Genomic DNA, 20,238 nt, shown 5'->3' with positions numbered 1-20,238 from the left:
ATCGGTGGGGCTCGTGCGATGAGGGGGATGTGAGCGAAACGAGAAGCGACGGGGAGCTGCTGCGGGCCGCGGCGGACGGGGACCGGCGCGCCTTCGAGGAGCTGTACCGGCGGTTCGCGCCGTGGCTGACGGCCAGGCTGCGCGGCCGGTGCGCCGACGCGGGGGTCGTCGACGATGTCGTGCAGGAGACGTTCCTGGCGATCTGGCGGGGCAAGGCCCGCTATCGCGAGGAGGGCGACGTGGCGGGGTGGCTGTGGCGCATCGGCTCGCGCCGGCTGGTCGACGCGCTGCGCGGCGACGGGGCGCGGGGACGGCTGCGGCAGACGCTGGCCAGGCTGCGGCACCGGCACGAGGTGTCCGCGGAGGAACGCGTGCTCGCGGGGGTGGAGCACGGAGACCTCGCGGGCGCCTTGATACGGCTCTCACCCGAGCTCCGCGCGGTCCTCCAGGCGACGGTCATCGACGGGCTGACCACCCGCGAGGCGGCCGTCGTCCTGGGGATCCCGCCGGGGACGGTCAAGACGCGGGCGATGCGGGCCCGGAAGCAACTGCGGGAGGCGCTGGCGTGAGGGCGCGCATCGGAATCCGGATCGGTACACGGGAGGCGTCGGCATGACGTGGCATGTGGATGAGCAGGACCTACGGGCCTACGCCCAGGGCGAGTTGACGCCACCCCTGCTGTGGTCCGCCGACACGCACCTCGTCTCGTGCGGACACTGCCGGGAGGTGCTCGCCTCGGTGAGCCCTTCGGTCGACGCCGGCTGGGAACGCCTGGACGCCGAACTGGACGTGCCCGCACGGGGGTTGTTCGAGGGCCTGCTGGTGCGGCTCGGGGTCGCCGACCACACCGCACGGCTGCTCGCGGCGACGCCGGTGCTGCGCCGCTCGTGGCTGGCGGCGGTGGTGTTCGTGCTGATGGCGACGGTGGGCGCGGTGTACTCGGCGAACTCCCCGACCATGTTCCTCGCCCTCGCGCCGCTCCTGCCGCTGGCCGGCGTGGCGCTGGCGTACGGACCCGCGCTGGACCCGACGTACGAGATGGCGGTGGTCAGCCCGGTGCACGGGTTCCGGCTGCTGATGATCCGTACGGTCGCCGTGCTCACCACCGTCCTGGGCCTCAACGGCCTGGCGACCCTGGCCCTTCCGGCGTACGGCCTACGGGCCCTCGCCTGGCTGCTGCCCGCGCTCGCCCTCACCGCGACCGGCCTCGCACTGACCCCCCGGCTCGGCCCGGTCCTCGCGCCGTCGCTGGTCGGCGGGGCCTGGGTCGCGCTGCTGGCCGTCGCCGACCTGAACACGCACGGCGAGCCGCTCGCTCCGTTCACCGCGGCCGGGCAGGGGGCCGCCGCCGCGGTGGCCGCCCTCGCCGTCGGCCTGCTCTACCTCGTACGTGACCGTTTCGACGTCTCCCACAGGAGTGCCGCATGACACCCACCGTCTCCGCCTCGGGGCTGAGCCTCCACTACGGCCGTACCCGCGCCCTGGACGACGTGTCACTGGGCCTGACGCGGGGCGTCACCGGGCTCCTCGGACCCAACGGGGCCGGAAAAACCACCCTGTTGCGGGTGCTGGCCACGGCCGTACCCGCCGACCGGGGCGCCTTCACAGTCCTCGGCCATGACCCGGGCACGGCACGCGGCCGCCAGGAAGTGCGCCGACGCCTTGGCTATCTGCCCCAGACCCCCGGCTTCCACCCGGACTTCACGCCCTTCGAGTTCGTCGACTACGTGGCGATCCTGAAGGAACTGACGGACCGCGGCGCCCGCCACCGCGAGGTGCGGCGCGTACTGGACGAGGTCGACCTGGGCGAGGTGCGCGGCAAGCGCATCAAGAAGCTCTCCGGCGGAATGCGGCAGCGGGTCGCGCTGGCCGCGTCCCTCGTCGGCGACCCGGGCTTCCTGGTCCTGGACGAGCCGACGGTCGGCCTGGACCCCGAACAGCGCATGAGATTCCGGGAGTTGATCGCCCAGGCGGGCGAGGGCCGGACCGTGCTCCTGTCCACACACCAGACGGAGGACGTGGCGATGCTCTGCCACCGGGTCGTGGTGATGGCCGGCGGCCGGGTCCGCTTCGACGGCACCCCGGCCGAACTGACCGCACGGGCGGCGGGCCGGGTGTGGAGCAGCACGGAGCGCGACCCGGGCGCGAAGGCGGGTTGGCGCACGGGCACGGGCTCTTTCCGCAACGTGGGGGACCCACCCACAGGCGCCGATCTCCTGGACCCCACCTTGGAGGACGGCTACTTGCTGACGCTCGACGGAGCGGGCGCGGGCGCGGGCGAGGGAGCAGGCACGGGTACGGGAGCGGGCGAGGGTACGGGCACGGGTGCGGGCACGGGTGCGGGGGTGGCGGCATGAGCGACACGATGACGACGGCGATGGCCCAGCCCACGGGCGGGCAGACAGAGGCGGCCAGGAACTCCAGGAACTCATGGTCGGCGGTGTTCGCACTGGCACTCTTCGAGGCCCGCCGCCTTCTGCTGACCATCCCGGTGATCGTCGGCTTCCTGCTCTACGCGGCCTGGATCGTATGGAGCGCCCAGGACTACGCGGACGGCTACCCGGCCCTCCAGGACGCCGACCGCGCCACCCAGAGCGGCCCGCTCTTCGTCGGTCTAGCGGTCCTGCTGGCCGTGAACCAGGCAGTGCTCCGCTCCCGCCGCCGGGACACGGAACGGCACTTCACGGTGCTGGTCATGGGAACGGCACACCGGACGGCCGCGCATCTGCTGTCCGTGGTCCCGGCCGCGCTGCTCACCGCGGTGTGCGTGGCGGGGCAGTTCGCCTGGCAGGCGCTCAAGCCCGGCGCGCTCGGGCACGGTTCGCCGGGCGAGCTGCTGGTGGGCCCGCTGACGGTGCTGGTGTTCGGGGCGGCCGGGGTGCTGATCGCCCGAGTGGTGAGGACGGCCTTCACGGCACCGCTGGTGGTGGTCTTCTTCCTGTTCCTCTTCCTGCTCAGCACGGGCGCCGGCATCGACGAGGGCTGGACGCGCTGGCTGACCCCGGTGATAGGGGTGGGCAGCGCCAACACCCTCCCCTCCGACCTGATCGGCCGCCCCGCGGCCTGGCACGCGCTGTACCTGACCGGAGTCGGCCTGTCGCTGGCCCTGCTCGCGGTACTGCTCGGCGGGGGTCTGCGCGCCCGTTCCGTACAGGCGGGTTTCGCCGGGGCACTGGCCCTGACGGTCCTCGGCACGATCGCACAGGGCCAGGGCGTCCCCGCGAATGTCACGGCCGCCAGGGAGCGGGCCACGCTCCACCCCGAGCAGGTGCAGACGTGCGTGGAGCACGACGGCTCGCGCTACTGCGCCTTCCCCGAGTGGCGGGGCCGGACCGCTGACTGGGCCCGCACCGCGGCCGGGGTCCAGTCCCTCGCCGGCGGCACGGCCCACGACCAGAGCCTCCTCGTACGCCAGCGGATCGACGCCCGCTACGGCCTCGACGGCGACGCGGCCATCGACCCCGCCACGACCCCGCACCAGGTCACGGTGGGCACGGCCTGGGGCGGCAACCGCGTCCCGGAGTTCGCGGTCGCCGTCGCGGGCGTCCTGGTCACCGGCGACGAGAAAACCGCCGGCGACCTCTGCGACGGCCGCATGGTCACCATCATGTGGCTCGCCCTCGCCAACCAGCCCGACCCGATCACCTCCCTCAAGAACGTCCGCCTCGACGACAGCCTGACCGGCTCAGCAATCGTCCTCTCCCAGACGAACCCCCTGGGGATGACGGAGGGCCAGACCACGGTCGTACGGAAGCTCCTGGACCGACCGAGGGACGAGGTGGCGGCGAAGGTGAAGGAGAACTGGGCCGAGCTGGTGTCTCCGACGGTGACGACGGAGAGGGCGGCGCGGGTGCTGGGGGTTGAGGGGAAGGTGAAGGCGGACTCTTGTGAGTGAGGGGTGAGTTGGGCGGTTGGTCGGGGGGAGTGGGCGATTGGCAGATCTGTCCGATGGGTGGGGCTGCTCACCTGCGGGTCTGGCCGGATCGGGCGGGACGGATCTGCCAATTACGGACGCGGGGATGCGGGGGTGGCGTGGAACGGATGGAAAGGGTGGGAAGGGTGGGAAGGGCTGATATGAGCGGGGTTGGGCAGGCGGGCGTGCGGGGTGTGGTGGTGGGGCGGGTGTTGGTGGGGCCTGTACTGCGGACGTTGCCGTGGCGGGCGTTGGGGGCCGCGTGGGGTGTGGGGCTGCTGGTCGCGGGGATGGCGCGGTGGCCGGTGGATGCCGATGGCTGGCTGGCCCTCAATCTCCTGCGGGTCGCCGCCCTGGCGTTCGCGCTGGGCTTGGCGTTCCTCTTGGACGATCCGGCCCGGCACACGACCGCGGCGGTACCGACCCGGCGTCCGTTGAGACAGGGTTTGCGGGTGGCGCTGGTCGCCCCGTTCGCGGCGCTGGCGTGGACGGCGGCGGTACTGCTCGTACCGGCCGGAATACGTCCCCCCGTGGGTGACATCACCTTGGAGGCAGCGTCGGCCACCACCCTCGCCCTCGCGGCAGCCGCGACCGCCGTCCGCTTCACCGAGGCCCCTGAACCGGGTCAGGCGGTAGCCGCGGCGATACTCACGTCAGCGGTCGTGGTTCCGCTTCTGCTCCCGGGCCGGTGGGCGATGTTCGTGGCGCGGGAGGACGAGCGATGGGCGGCGTCCCATGACAGGTGGGTGTGGGTGCTGGTGGGGGCGTTGGCGGTATGGGCGGTGTGTATGCCGGAGTCGCTGCGGAGGCGGGGTTTTCTCCGACCTCGGTCACTTACACCTGCACCGTTTGCGGAACCGCGCCCCCACGGGACAAGAACTCCGCACGCGTGATGCTCGTCCGGGCTGGTCTCAACCCGGCTGGTGTCGAGGGCATAAGACCATCCGGGGCGCCGCCCCGGATGGCCGCCTGAGCCAGGAATCCCCTCCCTTCGAGGAGGAGAGGGCTCACGTCTCCGTCCGATACATCAGATCCGTCTCATGCGTCACAAACCCCAGCCGCTCATACACAGACACCGCAGCCTTGTTGTCCGCGTCGACATACAGCATCGCCGTGGGCAACCCCTGCCCCGCCAGATGCCGAAGGCCGATCGTGGTGAGGGACTTGCCGAGACCCCCGCCCTGCGCCCCCGGCTTCACGCCCAGCACATACACCTCGCCCAACCGCTCCGCAGCGTGGACCTTGGTCCAGTGGAAGCCGATGAGTTCGTCGCCGCGGAAGGCGAGGAAGAAGCCGGCCGGGTCGAACCAGGGCTCGGCCATGCGGTCGTCGAGGTCGCGCTGGACGAGGGACCCCTGCTCGGGGTGGTGGGCGAAGGCGGCGGCGTTCACGGCGAGCCAGGCCGCGTCGTCCTTGCCGGGGACGAAGGGGCGTACCGAGACGCCGTCCGGGAGGACAGGGTCCGGCAGCTCCAGACCCGTCAGCGGCCGCCGCATCTGACGTAGCTCACGGAACAGCGTCAGACCGAGGACCTGCGCGAGATGCCTCGCCGCGGAGTGACCGCCGTGGGCCCACACCCGCAGCCGTTTGCCGGACGCGGCGAGGAGCGCGGAGCCCAGCGCCCGCCCGTGGCCGTGGCCGCGATGCGCGGGGTGGACGACGAGTTCGGCCGCCGGCGCCTCCACGGGGTCGGTGTCCTCCAGCTGGGCGTAGCCGACGAGTTCGTCGTCGACGGTCAGCAGCAGATGGGACACCCCCTCACGTGCGCCGCCGCGCAACTGCAGTCGCCCCTGCTCCGACACCGCCTGCTGACCGTCACTGCGCGCGGCCTCCGCGAGCAGCGCCAGCACCGCGTCGGTCCGGTCCGGGGAGAGCGCCGAATAGGTGTCGATCGAGCGGGAGGTGCCACGCCGGGCGGTGTCGTCGCTGGTCATGCGTACGAGGGTACGGGGAGGACCCAGCAAAGTGGCGGCAAAGGGAAACCAGGATGTAACCAGGAAACCCCTGTCGCGCTACGCGCGTTGACTCTAGGCTGCGCCGGACGGGGCCCACTTGCTCAGACATCCCACAGGGGGGCGCATGCCAGCCATATCCCAGCCGCACCACCGCCGCAGACGGTCCGTCCGTTTCCTTGCCGCGACCGCCGGTCTCGTGACCGCGGGCGCCCTCGCCGCCGCGCTGCCCTCGTCGGCCTCCGCGCACGAGACGGGCAAGCCGGGCGGATCGGTGCCCAGTCGGTACCAGGACGTGCAGTTGCTGTCCTTCAACGACCTGCACGGCAACCTGGAGCCGCCGTCCGGTTCCTCCGGCCGCGTCACCGAGCTCCAGGCGGACGGCACGACCAAGACCATCGACGCCGGTGGTGTCGAGTACCTCGCGACCCACCTCCGTGAGGCGCGCGCGGGCAACAAGTACTCCATCACCGCCGCCGGTGGTGACATGGTCGGCGCCTCCCCGCTGATCTCGGGCCTTTTCCACGACGAGCCCACCATCGAGGCGCTCAACAAGCTGGACCTGGACGTCACCTCCGTCGGCAACCACGAGTTCGACGAGGGCGCCAAGGAACTGGCCCGCCTCCAGAAGGGCGGCTGTCACCCGACCGCCGGCTGCTACACGGACGAGGAGTTCGAGGGCGCGGACTTCCCGTACCTCGCGGCCAACGTCCTGGACGAGAAGACCAACAAGCCGATCCTCAAGCCCTACTGGGTGTGGAAGAAGAACGGCGTCAAGGTCGGCTTCATCGGTGTGACCCTGGAGGACACCCCGGGCGTCGTCTCCGCCGAGGGCGTCAAGGGCCTCAAGTTCAAGGACGAGGTCGAGACGATCAACAAGTACGCCAAGGAGCTCCAGCGCCAGGGCGTGAAGTCGATCGTGGCCCTCATCCACGAGGGCGGGCTCCCGGCCTCCACGTCGTACAACTACGACTGCGACTCTCCCGGTGCGGGCGACGGTATCTCCGGCCCGATCGTGGACATCGCCAAGAACATCACCCCGCAGGTCGACGCGCTGGTGACGGGTCACACCCACGCCGCGTACGCCTGCACCATCAACGACCCGGCGGGCAACCCGCGCATGGTCACCTCGGCCGCGTCCTTCGGCCGGCTCTACACGGACACAACGCTGACGTACGACCGGTGGACGGGTGACATCGCCCGTACGGCCGTGAAGTCCGCGAACCACGTGGTCACCCGGACCGTCGCCAAGGCGACGGACATGACCGAGCTGATCAGCAAGTGGAACACCCTCGCGGCGCCCATCGGCAACCGCGCGATCGGCTACATCTCCGCGGACATCGCGAACACCGGCACCGAGTCCCCGATGGGCGACCTCATCGCCGACGCGCAGCTCGCCTACGGCAAGCAGCTCGACCCGGAGACCGACCTCGCGCTGATGAACCCGGGCGGGGTGCGGGCGGGGCTGACGTACGCGCAGAAGGGCACGGAAGGCGACGGTGTCGTCACCTACGCCGAGGGCTTCACCGTGCAGCCGTTCTCCAACACCGTGAACCTCCAGGACTTCACCGGCGCCCAGCTGATCAAGGTCCTCCAGGAGCAGGTCAGCGGCACCAACCTGGCCTCGCCGAAGGTTCTTCAGCCGTCGTCGGGTCTGACGTACACGCTGGACCTGACGAAGACCGGTGCCGAGCGGATCGTCGTCGACTCCGTCAAGCTCAACGGCGTCGCCATCGACACGGCCGCCACCTACCGCGTCGCGACCAACAGCTTCCTCGCGGGCGGCGGCGACGGCTTCACCACGCTGGGCCAGGGCACCAACGACCTCGTCGGCACGGACGACCTGGCGGCGCTTGAGCAGTACCTGACGGCCAACTCCTCGGCCACCAGCCCGATCGCCCCTCCGGCGGCGAACCGGATCACGATCGTGAAGTAACCCCCACGGGGCAGTAAGAGGCGGTCGCGTCGGCATCGACGCGGCCGCCTCTTCGCGTATTAAAACCTGTGTGAGGTGCGGATTGGTTCCGCGTAACGCCTGAAAACTGGTCTCAGTCGCAATTCATCGAGGTCTAAGCGGAATTGGCTTTTTCCGGGTTCGGCGTCCCGTAATGTTTTCCATGTCGAAAGCGAACGACGCGAACGACACCAACTCGGAGGAGAAAATCATGAGCTTCCACAAGGTTGCGCCCGTCGCCAAGAAGACCCGCAAGGCCGCCCCGGCGCCCAAGAAGGCCCAGGTCAAGAAGGTGCAGAAGAAGGTCGCTCAGCAGCGACGCCCGGTATCCCATAAGGGCTGAAGTAAGCCGCACGTAATCTCTGCATAATCCCTGCCTGATAACCGGATAGGAAATTCCCATGAGCTTCCACAAGATCGCCCCCGTCGCCAAGAAGAACACCAAGCCCGCCGCCCCGGCGCCGAAGCCCCAGCAGAAGAAGGCCGCGCCGAAGAAGGCCGCGAAGGCTCGTCCGGTGTCCCGCAAGGGCTGCTGACGCCATCTCGTGAGGCGGGGCCACCGACAGGGACTCGGTGGCCCCGCCTCCGGCATGTACGGGCATGCACGGGCATGTACGGAGACGAATCATGGAGGAGTCATGAGGGAAGTCCGCGAGGCCTTCCGCCGCTTCTGGCCGCTGACCCGCGGGGACCGCAAGTGGCTGGCGGCGATCGTCGCGTGTGTCGTGGTGGCCGCGCTCGCCGAGACCGCCTCGATCCTGCTGTTCGCGCATCTGACGGACACCGCGCTCAAGGCCGGTTCGCTGTCCGCCTTCTGGGGCCCGGCCGGCGCCTGGCTGGCGGTCGCCGCGCTCGGCGCGCTCGTCGGCTACCTCGGCAACTCGCTCGCCACCTGGACCGCCGAGAGATTCGTGCTCCGCCTGCGGGCCAAGGTGTTCCGGCATGTCCAGGACCTCCCCCCGCACTTCTTCCAGAAGCACCGCCAGGGCGACCTCGTCGAGCGCCTGACCGGTGACGTCGAGGCCATCGAGCAGATGGTGGTGTCCGGTGTCGTCGGCACGGTCGCCGCCGCCTTCTCCGCCGTCTTCTACTCCGCCGCCGCCCTCTGGCTCCGCTGGGACCTGGCCCTCGTCACCTTCGTCCTCGCGCCCCTGTTCCTGCTGGCCGCCCGCCGTTTCGCGGGCCGCATCCGCACCGCCTCCCAGGACGAACGGGTCGCCGACGGCGCCATCACCTCGGTGGTCGAGGAGTCCCTCGGCAACGTCCTGCTCACCCAGGCCTACAACCGCCACCGCGACGAGGAGCGGCGCCTCGACCGCGAGGCCCGCGCCTGGATGAAGGCCTCCGTGCGCGGCGCCCGGCTCAGCGAGATGTACGAGCAGTTCGTCGAGGTCGTCGAGACGGTCTGCGTCCTCGCCGTCATCGGGCTCGGCGTGTGGGAGATCTCCGCCGACCGCATGACCCTCGGCCAGCTCCTGGCCTTCGCCGCGTTCATCGGCTACCTCTACCCGCCGGTCCGCAACCTCGGCCAGCTCGGCCTCACCCTCACCGCCGCCACCGCGGGCGCCGAGCGCCTGAACGAGATCCTCGACGCCGAACCCGCCGTCACCGACCCCACCGAACCGGTCCGGGAGTGGCCGGTACGGGGATGGGTGAGCGTGCACGGCGCGAGCTTCGGCTACCCGGGTGCCGATCGCAAGGCCCCAGCCCTCCACGACGTCACCTTCACCGCCGCCCCCGGCGAACTCGTCCTCGTCACCGGCCCCAGCGGCGCCGGCAAGTCCACCCTCGCCAAGCTCCTGCTCCGCTTCTACGACCCCTCGTCCGGCGTGCTCTGCCTGGACGGCGTCCCGCTGAACGACGTACCCCTCACCTTCCTCCGCGAGAACATCGCCCTGCTCCCGCAGGAGACGCTCGTCCTGCACGGCACGATCCGCGAGAACATCGAGTGCGGCCGACCGGGCGCCGCCCAGGCGGAGATCGAGGAGGCGGCAAGGGCAGCGGCCGCGCACGACTTCATCTCCGAACTCCCCGACGGCTACGACACCCTCATCGCCCCCGGCACCGCCGCCCTCTCCGGCGGCCAGCTCAAGCGGATCGCCATCGCCCGCGCGATGCTGCGCGCCGCCCCCGTCCTGATCCTCGACGAACCCACCGCGGGCCTCGACTCGGTGGCCGCCCGCCGGATCGTGCACCCCTTGCGCCGCCTGATGTCCGGCCGTACGACGATCATGATCACCCACGATCTGAGCCTCGCCCCGGACGCCGACCGCATCCTCGTCGTGGACGGTGGCCGACTGGTGGAGGAGGGCACGCACGCGGAACTCATGGCGGGCGGCGGCACGTACGCCCGGCTGGCGGGACCACTGCCGATAGTCTCCGACGAGACGATGATCCTCAGGCGCTGACCCGAAGGCTGTACCCCATCCCCCGGACCGTCTGGATGAGCCGCGGCCCACCGTGGCTCTCCAGCTTCCGCCGCAGGTACATCACATACACGTCAAGGGTGTTGGAGGCCGGCTCGAAGTCGAAGCCCCAGACCTCCTTCAGGATCTGCGTCCGGCTGAGCACCTTCGCCGGATGACGCATCAGGTACTCCAACAAGGAGTACTCGGTCCTCGTGAGGTCCAGCGGACGGCCGCCCCGAGTGACCGTACGGCTGCGCAGATCGATGGCGACGTCCTGGAAGGACAGCTGGTCGGCGGTGCGCACCGGCGGGCTCGGGCGCCGGCTGCGGCGCAGCAGGGCACGCACCCGGGCGAGCAGTTCCTCGACGTCGAAGGGCTTGGTCAGATAGTCGTCGGCGCCGTTGTCGAGGGCGACGATACGGTCGCCGACCGCGTCCCGGCCGGTGATCATGAGGATCGGCACCGTGCAGCCGGAGGCCCGGATCCGCCGGGTCGCGGCCAGGCCGTCGAGCTGGGGCATGGTGACGTCCATCAGCACCAGATCGGGTTCGCCCTCGATGAGTTCCAGGACGGTACGTCCGTCGCCGGCGAGCACGGTCTCGTAGCCCTCGAACCGCAGCAGCCGTCCGACGCCTTCCCTCACGGCCGCGTCGTCGTCGGCCAGCAGAATCTTCCGCGCCATCCGAACACGGTGTGACGAGCTGCTGTGGCGGAGCTGGCAGGGCGATAAGCGTGGGCTTAAGAGTCGTGGTCACCCAGCGGCAGCTACGCCACCCCCCGCCCGCCCGCGAGCACGCCCCGCAGGAACGCGGCCTCGGCACGCATGTCGGCCACGCACCGGTCGTTGACGAAGGGCAGCTCGACCCGGTGCCCCGCCGTGTCGTAGAGGAAGGCGGCCAGCCGCGGCGAGGACCCCTCGGCGCGCGGGTACGGCTCGATGCGCAGGTCCTGGACCTCGTACCAGGACCAGGTGCGCACCCGCACGCCGTTGTGCGCCGTGATGCCGGAGGCCCGTACGACGGTACGGCCCCGCAGCAGGGCGAGTGCCAGCCAGCCGTCGGCGACCAGCAGGAACGTCACCAGGAGCAGCGCGAGCCAGAACGGTACGCCGTTGACCAGGACTTCCAGTGCGCCGCACGCGAAGGTGGCGGCGGAGAGGGCGAGCGCCTTCCACGTCGCCCCAGCTCTTCGGTATTCCCTGTAGACGATGTCCCCGCCCATGAACCCTCCCTGGTCCGGGGGAGATCGTAGGACGGGGACCTGTGAACCTGTGGACCTGTGGGCGTCAGGAGGCGGTAGGGGTCCAGTCGCCGAGCCAGTCCGCGACCTCCTGGCCGGCGGCCTGGGAGTCGGTCAGCTGCGGCCGGTCGCTGCTCGCGGCGCCCGAACCGGCGCCGGTGTTCTTGTACTCGGCGAACCGGTCCTCCTTCCAGGAGAAGCCGCCCATGTCCGACCAGGGCGTGGACCGGATCGCCGCGCTCAGCGACGTCTCGCGCACGGTGGTCTGCGGGTCGACGGTCGTGTCACCACCCGGGTGCCAGTTGCGCCCGAGGTAGAAGCTGGAGCTGCTGACGTCCCCGTTGACGGTCGAGCGGTTGATGAGGATGCCCTTGCGGTCGGCCTCGGTGCTCGGCGCGGTGACGTACCCGGCGGAGGTGCCGTCCCAGCGCTTGCGCAGCGTGATGACGGACTGGTCGACGACGGCGGTGCCGCGCCCGAAGATGAAGTCGACGTTCCCGAGGACGTACGAGTTCTTCACGTACACCCGGCCGAGCGTGCCCTTCGCCGCGGTCTCCATCTCCAGGGTGTCCTGGTCGCCGGTGATGATGAGGCTGTCCAGGAACACCTTGTCGGCCTGGGTCAGCAGGGCGACGGCCTGATGTCCGGAGAGGGACTGGTTGGCGGCCTCGTCGAAGTCGTTGGTGACACTGAGGTTGCGGATCTGCGTGTCATCGGCCTTGACGCTGAGCGTGGCGCTGCCGGGCGTCCCGTACGTCCCCGACCCGTCCGGCTTGGTCTGCCCGGCCGCGTGCCCCTCGACGATGACGGTGTCCTTACGGCTGGCACCGGTCCCGACGATCGTCACATGCGGCTTGTTCGCGGGCACGGTCACGGCCTCGCGGTACGTCCCCGGCTTCACCTGGATCACGACCCGGGAGGCGTTGTTCGCCGGTACGGCGTTGACGGCAGCCTGCACGGTCGAGTACTGCCCGGAACCGTCCTTGGCGACGGTGAGGGTGGTGGCGGCAGCGGCAGCGGTAGTGGCACTGGCGGTCCCTATGGAACTCCGCGGCCCCGCACCGGACTTGAGCAGCGACGGCACATTGGCGGTCGCGTCGAGGGTGTACGCGTAGAAGCTCTTGGGATCGAACGCAGTCCCCCCGCTCTCGTTCCTCCCGCTGGTCCCGACGAAGGTGTTCCCCTTCTGGACGATGGTGGCCGTGCTGTCCTTGATGACGGGGTTGTTGATGCCCTGGAAGTAGGAGTTCTCCAGCACCATCTTGGTCGTGCCGCGCGAGTAGTTGCCGTACGAGGACGTGATGTCGGTCCCGGCCACGTCCTCAAGGAAGTTGTTGTAGAGGTGCGCGTGAGCGGCGTTGTCCGTGGACGGGTTGCGCTGCTCGGTCTCCCGGACCCAGTTGTGGTGGATGGTGATGTCGGTGACGACGTTGTCCGTCCACCCGATGCCGAACGCCTTGTTGTCCTGGCTGAGCTTGTTCCAGGAGACGGTCACGTACGTGCTGTCCTTCCGCACGTCGATGAGCCCGTCGGCCATGTGACGGATGTCGTTGTGGTCGATCCAGACGTGATGGGCCCCGTCCATCTGGATGCCGTCGAAGTCGTGCTCCTTGTCGTTCCAGACGCCCTGGTACGCATCCCGGATGGTGAGGTTCCGGATGATGACGTTGTGGACTCCGGTCCCGAGGAAGAACCCACCACCCACGATGTGCCCGGATGTCCCGGACCCGACGATGGTCTTGTTGGACTGCACCTTGATCTCTTTGCCGACCGGATCCATGGTGATGGTCGCGGCGACGACGATGACGTACGGCTCGGTGGCCGTCGCATACTTCTCCAGGTCGGCCAGCGTCTTGACGGTCACGATCTGCCCGTCGCGTCCGCCATAAGTGCCGTTCTGTCCAAGGGCGTTGACGGAGGCGAACCCGTCGGCGGTGGCGGTGGCCCAGGCGGGCGCGGCGGCGGTGGCGGCGGACGCGGCGCTCTCGGTGTCGTCACCGAAGACGGGGCTGTAGGCGAGGGCACCGGCCGCCGTCAGGGCGAGGGGGATACCGGCGACGAGCGCGGTCTTGCGCCGGCGATGGCGGGGCTTGCTGCGGGTGTCGGTCATCCGTACGGCTTCCGTTCCGTGGGGGTGAGTGCGGGACGGAGGGTGGTTGCCGCGGGGAGGGGAAAGGTTGCCGCTCACCCTGGGGAATGAAGAGACAGGAAGTACTGGATGCGCGCGACTACAACAGGGCTATGGTGGAACCATGGCAGAGACCACGACCATTCAGGTGTCCCGGCAGGCCCGCGACCGCCTGGCCAAGATCGCAAAGGAACGGGGAGTACCCCTCGGGCAGCTCGTCGAACAGCTGGCTTCAGAGCAGCCGACGGCAGACGAGATCGCGGAGCGGGTGGCGTCCGACCGGCGAGTTGTTCGTGAGGTGATCGGCATCGACATCAGCGACGAAGAGTTCGATCGGGCGCCCGACGTGCTCGGCAACATCTACAGGATGGCCGCCGAGAAGGTCCGCACGGCTCGGGGCACTGCCGCGTGATCATCTTGGACACCGGCGCCACCCGGGCGCTCGCGGAGGGACACAAGACGCTGAACCTGCTCGCCGCGAACATGGCCCGGACCCCGGGCGATCTCCTCAGGGTTCCGGCCCTCTGTTTGATGCAGGCGGAATCCGAGGACGCCGACGCGGCCCGTCGGGTGCTCGCGTTCTCCTCAGTGATCGTCGACCCTTTGGACACGGTCTCCTCGGTGTCCGTCGGCACCATGATCCGGGACGGCTACGGCGGGGCCGACATCTGCCACGCCCTGTACTGCGCGCTGCCCCGGGCCGAGTTCACAGGTATGTCGATCCTGCTCACCACCCGGGAGGAGGCTTATCCGCCGGGTGTGGTCACCGTTGACGTCGACTCTCCCGGGATGCTCGGCTTCCACTGAGGCTGACGCCGACGGTGGGACGGGACCATCGAACGTACTGGTTCCGTCCGACCGTCATCGCGATGTCACGCCTCGGGCTCCGGGACGCGCCCGCCTCGGCTGACCGCGATCCGCATCACGTCCTCCAGGGACTCGGTGGCCCGGGCGAGCGCGAAACGGATCGCCTGCTCACCCGACTTCGCGTCGGCGAGTACGGCCCTGGCGCCGGCGAGCACCTGTTCCCCGGACCGCAGTTGAGCCGCTTCCACGTCGTCGGCCAGTTGGGACAGCTTGCTGTCCCCGCCGTCCGTGCTGAGGTAGCAGGGCTTGCCCTCGGGAGTGGCCCAGGGCAGGAGGCGGAGACCAGGGGCGCTCATTCGGAGACCTCCACCGCGCGTCGGCGGACATCGGCGTCGAGGGCGTAGTCGGCGACCCAAAGGGCCCGGCGCCGTTGCAGGATGCGTTCGCGCTCGCAAGGGCAGATGTGGACGGGGTGGCGGGGAGGCACGGCCAACCGCCGCTCGGTGAACAGGGGTTGGGGCGGGTCGGCTCGGTGGCGTCCCTGGGTGGGCGGCAATGCTCGTAGAGGGCAAGCAGTAGCGGTTTGATGAGTCCGGCGGTACGTTCGCGCACGCTGGCGCTCCTTGGGATACGCGTCGGCCACGCCCCCGGGTCGAGCAGCATGGACCGCGGGGGCTTGTCGTGAGGTGGGTCTGACGATCGGTGATTACCGTTCGTATCTCGATCGTGAGCGAATCGGTTGACGGGGAGCGGTAATCGGGGCGGGCCGTACTGGCCCGGACGCTCAAATACCTGCGGGAGAAGGCCGGGAAGTCACTGGGGCAGCTGGCTCAGGAGACCGGATACGACAAGAACAGCCCCTAACGAACCTCGTTCGGAGGAGGCGTCGCAGCCCCCGGCAGCCGTACGGTCGCGATCGTGCCGCCGCCGTCCGCGTGGCCCAGCGTCACCTGGCCGCCGGCCTGCTCGACGGTGCGGGCGACGATGGACAGGCCGAGGCCTGAGCCGGGGAGGGCGCGGGCGCTGGGGGAGCGCCAGAAACGGTCGAAGACGTGGGGGAGTTCATCGGCGGGGATGCCGGGACCGTGGTCACGGACGGTCAGCTCGCCGTCGTTCAGCCGTACGTCGATCGTGCCGCCCTCGGGGCTGAACTTCACCGCGTTGTCGAGGATGTTGACGACAGCACGCTCCAATGCGGCCGGCTCCGCCCGGGTGAACCAGGGTTCCAGGTGGGCGTTGATGGTCAACTCCGGCCCACGGAGCCGTGCGCGACGCAGCGCCGACTCGACGGTGTCCTCCAGGGAGACGACCTGAACCCGCTCACCCCGCTGGCCCTCAGACCTCGACAGCTCCTGCAAGTCACCGATCAGCGCGGCCAGTTCGGTCATCTGCGCCTTCACCGAGGCGAGGAGCGCCTTGCGGTCGGCCTCGGGGATGGGGCGGCCGGTCTCCTCACTGCGGGTGAGCAGCTCGATGTTGGTCCTCAAGGACGTCAGGGGGGTACGGAGTTCATGGCCGGCGTCCGCGATCAGCTGCTGCTGGAGCTCGCGGGAGTTGGCCAGGGAGGACGTCATCGAGTTGAACGAACGGGAGAGGCGAGCCACCTCGTCCTCGGCGTCCTCCTCCACGGGGATCCTGACACTCAAGTCCTCGGTCCGCGCCACGTGTTCGACGGCCTCGGTGAGCTTGTCGACGGGCCGGAGACCAGCGCGGGCCACGGCGAGACCGGCGGCGCCCGCGCCGATGACTCCGACGCCGGAGACGAGGAGGAGGATGAGGGCGAGGTCGTTGAGGGTGTTCTGGGTGCCCTTGAGGGGTACGGCGACGATGATGCCGATGTCGGGGCCGGCTTCCCCGGTGGGGGTCTGGGTGGGGCTGAGATAGCGCGTCATCACTCGCACCGCTGTGCCGTCCTCGGCGGTGCCGTTCCGGAAGTAGACCCGGCTGCGGTCTGCCTTCTCGATCACCGTCTTGTCGGCCTCGGCCACCTTGACCGCCCCCGCGGACTGGCCGAAGACACAGACCTTGCCGCTCTCCGTGACCACCTGGGTGTAGTCGCCACGGTAGAAGCTGGTGCTCTGCGGGGTCTTGGAGCAGTTGTCGAGGGCCTGCTGGGCCTGGTCGATCTGCTTGAACTCCTGGGGGCCTCCGCTCACGCTCCGCTGCAGGTCACTGTCCAGCTGGTCATACAGCTTCCCCTGCACGATGAACCAACACGTCACCGAAACCGCCGCCACCGCGAACGCCACCGCCGCCGCCACCAGCAACGACAGCCGTGCCCGGATCGGCAGCGTCTGGAACCGGCGCAGTACCTTCCTCACTCCGCGCCGCCCTGTCGCAGCACATACCCCACACCCCGCACCGTGTGCACGAGCCGAGGCTCGCCCCCTGCCTCCGTCTTACGGCGCAGGTACATCACATACACGTCAAGGGAGTTGGAAGAGGGCTCGAAGTCGAAGCCCCACACCGCCTTCAGGATCTGCTCACGGGTCAGCACCTGACGCGGATGCGCCATGAACATCTCCAGCAGGGTGAACTCGGTACGGGTCAGCTCCACAGGACGCCCGGCACGAGTGACCTCCCGCGTCGCCAGATCCATCCGCAGGTCGGCGAAGGTGAGCGCCTCGTCGTCCTGGACGGCACCCCCCGCGTTCGCCGCCGCGTACGAGCTGCGCCGCAGCAGCGCACGGACCCGCGCGAAGAGCTCGTCCAGCTCGAAGGGCTTGACCAGGTAGTCGTCGGCCCCGGCGTCGAGCCCCGTGACCCGGTCACCGACCGTGTCGCGTGCCGTCAGCATGAGGATCGGCGTCGTCGTACCCGCGCCCCGCATCCGACGGGCGGCGGTCAGTCCGTCCATCCGCGGCATCTGGATGTCGAGGACGACGAGGTCGGGCTGGTACGCCGTGGCCTTCTCCAGCGCGTCCGCGCCGTCCACCGCGACCTCGGTGTCGTATCCCTCGAAGGCGAGGCTGCGCTGGAGTGCTTCGCGCACGGCCGGCTCGTCGTCGACGATCAGGATGCGCTGGGGGTCACGGTCGCCATCGGCGGGGCTCATGGGCGTGGATTCCTCGGGTGCGGTGGGACAAGCGGGCTGGGCCGAACGCCTTCAGCCTCGCATGTTTCCCGGCTGTCGCGTAAAGGAGGAGCGGGGGCGGATCAGCTCAGGGCGGGACGGCGGCCGCGGGACCGGACGGTGCGGCGAGCGGTGGCCGCCGCCGAGATCTCGGGCGCCCGGACCGGTGCCGTCGGCGCGTTGAGCTCGTACGCCACGGCCAGCGCGAGGGCGAACCCGGCCGGGTCGTCGCCGGCCACCGTGTGGGAAACCTGCTTGATCATGACGTACTCCTTCTAGGTTCAAGCCTTCTCGGTTCAAGCCCCGCAGGGATCAGCTGTCGCTGCCGCCGGCCCGCAGCTTCGCCAGGTCGGCCTTGACGGTGTTGATCGGGATGGCGAAGCCGAGGCCCACGCTGCCGGCGTCCGACGAGGACGAACCGGAGGAACTGGCCGAGTACATCGCCGAGTTGATGCCGATGATGTTGCCGTTCATGTCGATCAGCGCGCCGCCGGAGTTGCCCGGGTTCAGGGACGCGTCCGTCTGGAGCGCCTTGTACGTCGTCGTGGACGAACCGGTGTCGCCGTTGAACTGCTGACCGCCGAACTCGAACGGCCACTGCCCGTTGCCGCCGCCCTGGCTGCCCTGGCTCTGGCTCTCGTCCGTGGAGACGGTCACGTCACGGTCGAGGGCGGAGACGATGCCGCTGGTCACCGTGCCGGTCAGGCCTTCGGGGGAGCCGATCGCCACGACCTCGTCGCCGACCTGGACGCCGTCGGAGTCGCCGAGGGTCGCCGCCGTGAGGCCGGAGGCGTTCTCCAGCTTGATCAGGGCGAGGTCCTTGGCGCTGTCGGTGCCGACGACCTTCGCCGTGTACTCCTTGCCGTCGCTCGTCGAGACCTTGATCGAGCTGGCGCCGGAGATGACGTGGTTGTTGGTGATGATCTCGCCGTCGCTGGTGATGATCACGCCGGAGCCGGTGGAGGAGCCGTTGCTGAGCGTCGCGTTGATCTCGACGATGCTCGGGCTGACCGCCTTGGCGACCCCGGAGACCGTGCCCTTGTCGGCGGACGGGATGACGTTGGTGCTGGTGCTGCTGGAGGTGACCGTGTCGTTGCCGGTGAGCTCCTGGATGCCGTACGCCGTACCGCCACCGATCGCGGCGGCGACGATCGCCACGGCGGCGAGGAGCGCGAGGGGACCCCGGGCGCGCTTCTTCTGGGCGGGCGCGGGGGAGGGGGCCGAGGGCTCCGCCGGGATCGCGGTGAGCACGGCGGTACCACCACCGGTACCACCACCGTTGCCGTCACCGGATACGCCGGCCGCGGAAGCGGTGTACGCCGTCTGCTGCTGACCCGGCCACACGGTCGTACCGGGCTCGACGGTCACCGGCTGCGGCTGCACCGGCTGCGCGGGCGGCTGCGCCGGCGGCGGCGGCCACTCCGGGTTCACCGGGGAGGAAGCGTGCTGCTGGGCGCCCTGGTAGGGGTTCGCGTACTGCTCGTACTCGCCGTCGCGGCGGAAGCTCTCGGTCATGGAAAAGAGCTTGTCGCCCGACCATGAGAGCTCCCTGAGCGCTCCCTGAGAACGCCGCCAGAAGCTCGTTTGCCCGATATAAAGGCCGAACTGGGCAAGGGGCGGAGGCTCTCAGACAAGCCTCATGAACGGTCCCGGAACCTCATTCACAGCCACAGGAGCGTCGTACGACCAGGCGCGACGGGAAGACCTTCAGCCGCTCCCTGCGCGACCCCGCCACCCGGAGCCCGTCATCCAGCACCAGGTCCACCGCGGCCCGCGCCATCGCCGGCCGGTCCGATGCGATCGTTGTCATCGGCGGATCGGCGAGCGCCGCTTCCTTGATGTCGTCGAACCCGATGACCGCCAGCTCACCCGGCACATCGATACGAAGCTCCCGCGCCGCCCGCAGCAGGCCGATCGCCTGGTCGTCGGTGGAGCAGAAGAACGCGGTCGGCCGGTCGGGACCGGACAGCACCTCAAGGGCGACCCGGTAGGCGTCGTACCGGTTGTAGGGCGCCTCGAACAGCCGCCCCTCGGTGGAGATCCCCGCCTCCTCCATCACGCGCCGCCAGCCCTCGACGTGGTCGGAGACCGGGTCACCGACGGAGGGCGTCTCGGCGGTGCCGCCCATACAGGCGACGTACGCGTGCCCGTGGTCCAGGAGGTGACGGACGGCGAGCTCGGCGCCGCCGAGGTCGTCCGTGACGACGGCGACGTCGTCGATGGCCTCGGGGCGTTCGTGCAGCAGCACGACCCGGGCGTCCCAGGCCTCGATCTCGGCGGCCGCGTTGTCGTTCAGCGCGTGCGAGACGAGGATCAGTCCGGAGACGCGCATTCCGAGGAACGCCCGCAGATAGTGGACCTCGCGCTCGCCGATGTAGTCGGAGTTCCCGACGAGCACCATTTTTCCGCGCTCGGACGCGGCCTGTTCGACCGCGTGCGCCATTTCCCCGAAGAAGGGCTGGCGCGCGTCCGGCACGATCAGGCCTATGAGATCCGTGCGCCGGGACGCCATCGCCTGGGCGACCCGGTCGGGCCGGTAGCCCAGTTCCTTGATCGCGGCGAGGACACGCTCGCGCGTGGCCGGGGCGACCGGCCGGGGTCCGTTGTTGATGACATAGCTGACGACAGCGGTGGACGTCCCCGCCAGCCGCGCCACGTCATCCCTGGTTACCTTGGCCACGCGCGGAGTCTACGCGGATGGACCCGCTCTGGGCAGGGCGTGAGGGAGCTTCCCTGTGCCGCCCCTGTGCCCGCCCGGAGCGTT

The 20,238-nt window shown here is 69.8% G+C and carries 22 protein-coding genes and 2 pseudogenes; 13 read left to right on the top strand and 11 right to left on the bottom strand.

The genetic code is table 11. The features are described from left to right. Window positions 1-29 precede the first annotated feature (29 nt). From ABZ928_RS48735 to ABZ928_RS48710, 6 genes and pseudogenes are all read left to right on the top strand, one after another. Window positions 30-569: an RNA polymerase sigma factor gene (locus ABZ928_RS48735; RefSeq protein ID WP_361535124.1), complete on the top strand. Its 540-nt coding sequence runs from the start codon at window positions 30-32 to the stop codon at window positions 567-569. 43 nt (window positions 570-612) lie between these two features. Beyond that, the gene (locus ABZ928_RS48730) at window positions 613-1,428 is read left to right on the top strand and encodes a zf-HC2 domain-containing protein (protein ID WP_361535121.1); all 816 of its coding nucleotides are present in this window, start codon (window positions 613-615) and stop codon (window positions 1,426-1,428) included. Beyond that, a complete protein-coding gene (locus ABZ928_RS48725) occupies window positions 1,425-2,357 on the top strand; it encodes an ABC transporter ATP-binding protein (RefSeq protein WP_361535118.1) in 933 nt (310 codons plus the stop codon). Before ABZ928_RS48730 ends, ABZ928_RS48725 begins: the two co-directional genes overlap by 4 nt. Window positions 2,358-2,377: 20 nt before the next feature. After that, window positions 2,378-3,895: an ABC transporter permease gene (locus ABZ928_RS48720; protein WP_361535259.1), complete on the top strand. Its 1,518-nt coding sequence runs from the start codon at window positions 2,378-2,380 to the stop codon at window positions 3,893-3,895. A gap of 179 nt (window positions 3,896-4,074) precedes the next feature. Continuing rightward, complete coding sequence (locus ABZ928_RS48715) at window positions 4,075-4,806, top strand: ABC transporter (RefSeq protein ID WP_361535116.1); 732 nt, start codon at window positions 4,075-4,077, stop codon at window positions 4,804-4,806. Beyond that, window positions 4,746-4,886 (top strand): annotated as a pseudogene (locus tag ABZ928_RS48710) (RNA-guided endonuclease TnpB family protein); the annotation flags it as partial. The gene ABZ928_RS48715 and the pseudogene ABZ928_RS48710, both read left to right, overlap by 61 nt. A gap of 34 nt (window positions 4,887-4,920) precedes the next feature. Here ABZ928_RS48710 and mshD read toward each other — a convergent pair. Next, complete coding sequence (mshD, locus tag ABZ928_RS48705) at window positions 4,921-5,847, bottom strand: mycothiol synthase (RefSeq protein ID WP_361535113.1); 927 nt, start codon at window positions 5,845-5,847, stop codon at window positions 4,921-4,923. 145 nt (window positions 5,848-5,992) lie between these two features. Between mshD and ABZ928_RS48700 the strand changes: the two genes are divergently transcribed. From ABZ928_RS48700 to ABZ928_RS48685, 4 genes are all read left to right on the top strand, one after another. Continuing rightward, complete coding sequence (locus ABZ928_RS48700; RefSeq protein WP_361535110.1) at window positions 5,993-7,801, top strand: bifunctional metallophosphatase/5'-nucleotidase; 1,809 nt, start codon at window positions 5,993-5,995, stop codon at window positions 7,799-7,801. Window positions 7,802-7,982: 181 nt separating this feature from the next. After that, entirely contained in the window at window positions 7,983-8,162 is a 180-nt protein-coding gene (locus ABZ928_RS48695; protein WP_361535107.1) for a hypothetical protein, read from the top strand. Window positions 8,163-8,220: 58 nt separating this feature from the next. Continuing rightward, window positions 8,221-8,355: a hypothetical protein gene (locus tag ABZ928_RS48690; RefSeq protein WP_361535104.1), complete on the top strand. Its 135-nt coding sequence runs from the start codon at window positions 8,221-8,223 to the stop codon at window positions 8,353-8,355. A 102-nt stretch (window positions 8,356-8,457) separates the two neighbouring features. Continuing rightward, entirely contained in the window at window positions 8,458-10,227 is a 1,770-nt protein-coding gene (locus tag ABZ928_RS48685; protein WP_361535101.1) for an ABC transporter ATP-binding protein, read from the top strand. Here the strand turns inward: ABZ928_RS48685 and ABZ928_RS48680 are convergent. From ABZ928_RS48680 to ABZ928_RS48670, 3 genes are all read right to left on the bottom strand, one after another. Next, window positions 10,217-10,909: a response regulator transcription factor gene (locus ABZ928_RS48680; protein WP_361535098.1), complete on the bottom strand. Its 693-nt coding sequence runs from the start codon at window positions 10,907-10,909 to the stop codon at window positions 10,217-10,219. The genes ABZ928_RS48685 and ABZ928_RS48680 overlap by 11 nt on opposite strands. A gap of 83 nt (window positions 10,910-10,992) precedes the next feature. Next, window positions 10,993-11,448, bottom strand: a complete 456-nt coding sequence (locus ABZ928_RS48675) for a PH domain-containing protein (RefSeq protein ID WP_361535095.1) — start codon at window positions 11,446-11,448, stop codon at window positions 10,993-10,995. A 64-nt stretch (window positions 11,449-11,512) separates the two neighbouring features. Further along, entirely contained in the window at window positions 11,513-13,576 is a 2,064-nt protein-coding gene (locus tag ABZ928_RS48670; protein WP_361535092.1) for a pectinesterase family protein, read from the bottom strand. A gap of 142 nt (window positions 13,577-13,718) precedes the next feature. On the opposite strand from ABZ928_RS48670, the gene ABZ928_RS48665 reads away from it, so the two are divergent. Together ABZ928_RS48665 and ABZ928_RS48660 are read left to right on the top strand one after the other, a co-directional pair. After that, entirely contained in the window at window positions 13,719-14,006 is a 288-nt protein-coding gene (locus ABZ928_RS48665) for a hypothetical protein (protein WP_361535089.1), read from the top strand. After that, window positions 14,003-14,401: a hypothetical protein gene (locus ABZ928_RS48660; RefSeq protein ID WP_361535086.1), complete on the top strand. Its 399-nt coding sequence runs from the start codon at window positions 14,003-14,005 to the stop codon at window positions 14,399-14,401. Before ABZ928_RS48665 ends, ABZ928_RS48660 begins: the two co-directional genes overlap by 4 nt. A 65-nt stretch (window positions 14,402-14,466) precedes the next feature. Here the strand turns inward: ABZ928_RS48660 and ABZ928_RS48655 are convergent, their stop codons facing one another. Both ABZ928_RS48655 and ABZ928_RS48650 read right to left on the bottom strand, forming a co-directional pair. After that, window positions 14,467-14,757, bottom strand: coding sequence for a hypothetical protein (locus tag ABZ928_RS48655; RefSeq protein WP_361535083.1), 291 nt, complete (start codon window positions 14,755-14,757; stop codon window positions 14,467-14,469). Next, window positions 14,754-14,894: a hypothetical protein gene (locus tag ABZ928_RS48650; RefSeq protein ID WP_361535080.1), complete on the bottom strand. Its 141-nt coding sequence runs from the start codon at window positions 14,892-14,894 to the stop codon at window positions 14,754-14,756. The genes ABZ928_RS48655 and ABZ928_RS48650 overlap by 4 nt, the downstream gene beginning before the upstream one ends. A 233-nt stretch (window positions 14,895-15,127) precedes the next feature. On the opposite strand from ABZ928_RS48650, the pseudogene ABZ928_RS48645 reads away from it, so the two are divergent. Continuing rightward, window positions 15,128-15,256, top strand: a pseudogene (locus tag ABZ928_RS48645) (DUF397 domain-containing protein); the annotation flags it as partial. Between the two features lie 5 nt (window positions 15,257-15,261). Here ABZ928_RS48645 and ABZ928_RS48640 read toward each other — a convergent pair. The 5 genes from ABZ928_RS48640 to ABZ928_RS48620 all read right to left on the bottom strand — a co-directional run bounded on the left by ABZ928_RS48640 (window position 15,262) and on the right by ABZ928_RS48620 (window position 20,154). After that, window positions 15,262-16,722, bottom strand: a complete 1,461-nt coding sequence (locus tag ABZ928_RS48640; RefSeq protein ID WP_361535077.1) for a HAMP domain-containing sensor histidine kinase — start codon at window positions 16,720-16,722, stop codon at window positions 15,262-15,264. Next, complete coding sequence (locus tag ABZ928_RS48635; RefSeq protein ID WP_361535074.1) at window positions 16,719-17,456, bottom strand: response regulator transcription factor; 738 nt, start codon at window positions 17,454-17,456, stop codon at window positions 16,719-16,721. Before ABZ928_RS48635 ends, ABZ928_RS48640 begins: the two co-directional genes overlap by 4 nt. Window positions 17,457-17,557: 101 nt before the next feature. Further along, window positions 17,558-17,737, bottom strand: a complete 180-nt coding sequence (locus ABZ928_RS48630) for a hypothetical protein (protein WP_361535071.1) — start codon at window positions 17,735-17,737, stop codon at window positions 17,558-17,560. Window positions 17,738-17,786: 49 nt separating this feature from the next. Next, window positions 17,787-18,989: a trypsin-like peptidase domain-containing protein gene (locus tag ABZ928_RS48625; RefSeq protein ID WP_361535068.1), complete on the bottom strand. Its 1,203-nt coding sequence runs from the start codon at window positions 18,987-18,989 to the stop codon at window positions 17,787-17,789. Between the two features lie 142 nt (window positions 18,990-19,131). Then, complete coding sequence (locus ABZ928_RS48620) at window positions 19,132-20,154, bottom strand: LacI family DNA-binding transcriptional regulator (protein ID WP_361535065.1); 1,023 nt, start codon at window positions 20,152-20,154, stop codon at window positions 19,132-19,134. Between the last annotated feature and the right edge of the window lie 84 nt (window positions 20,155-20,238).

The sequence above is a fragment of the Streptomyces sp. NPDC046909 genome, from assembly GCF_040644695.1.
Lineage (GTDB): Bacteria > Actinomycetota > Actinomycetes > Streptomycetales > Streptomycetaceae > Streptomyces.
This window is presented reverse-complemented; position numbering and strand designations above follow the sequence as displayed.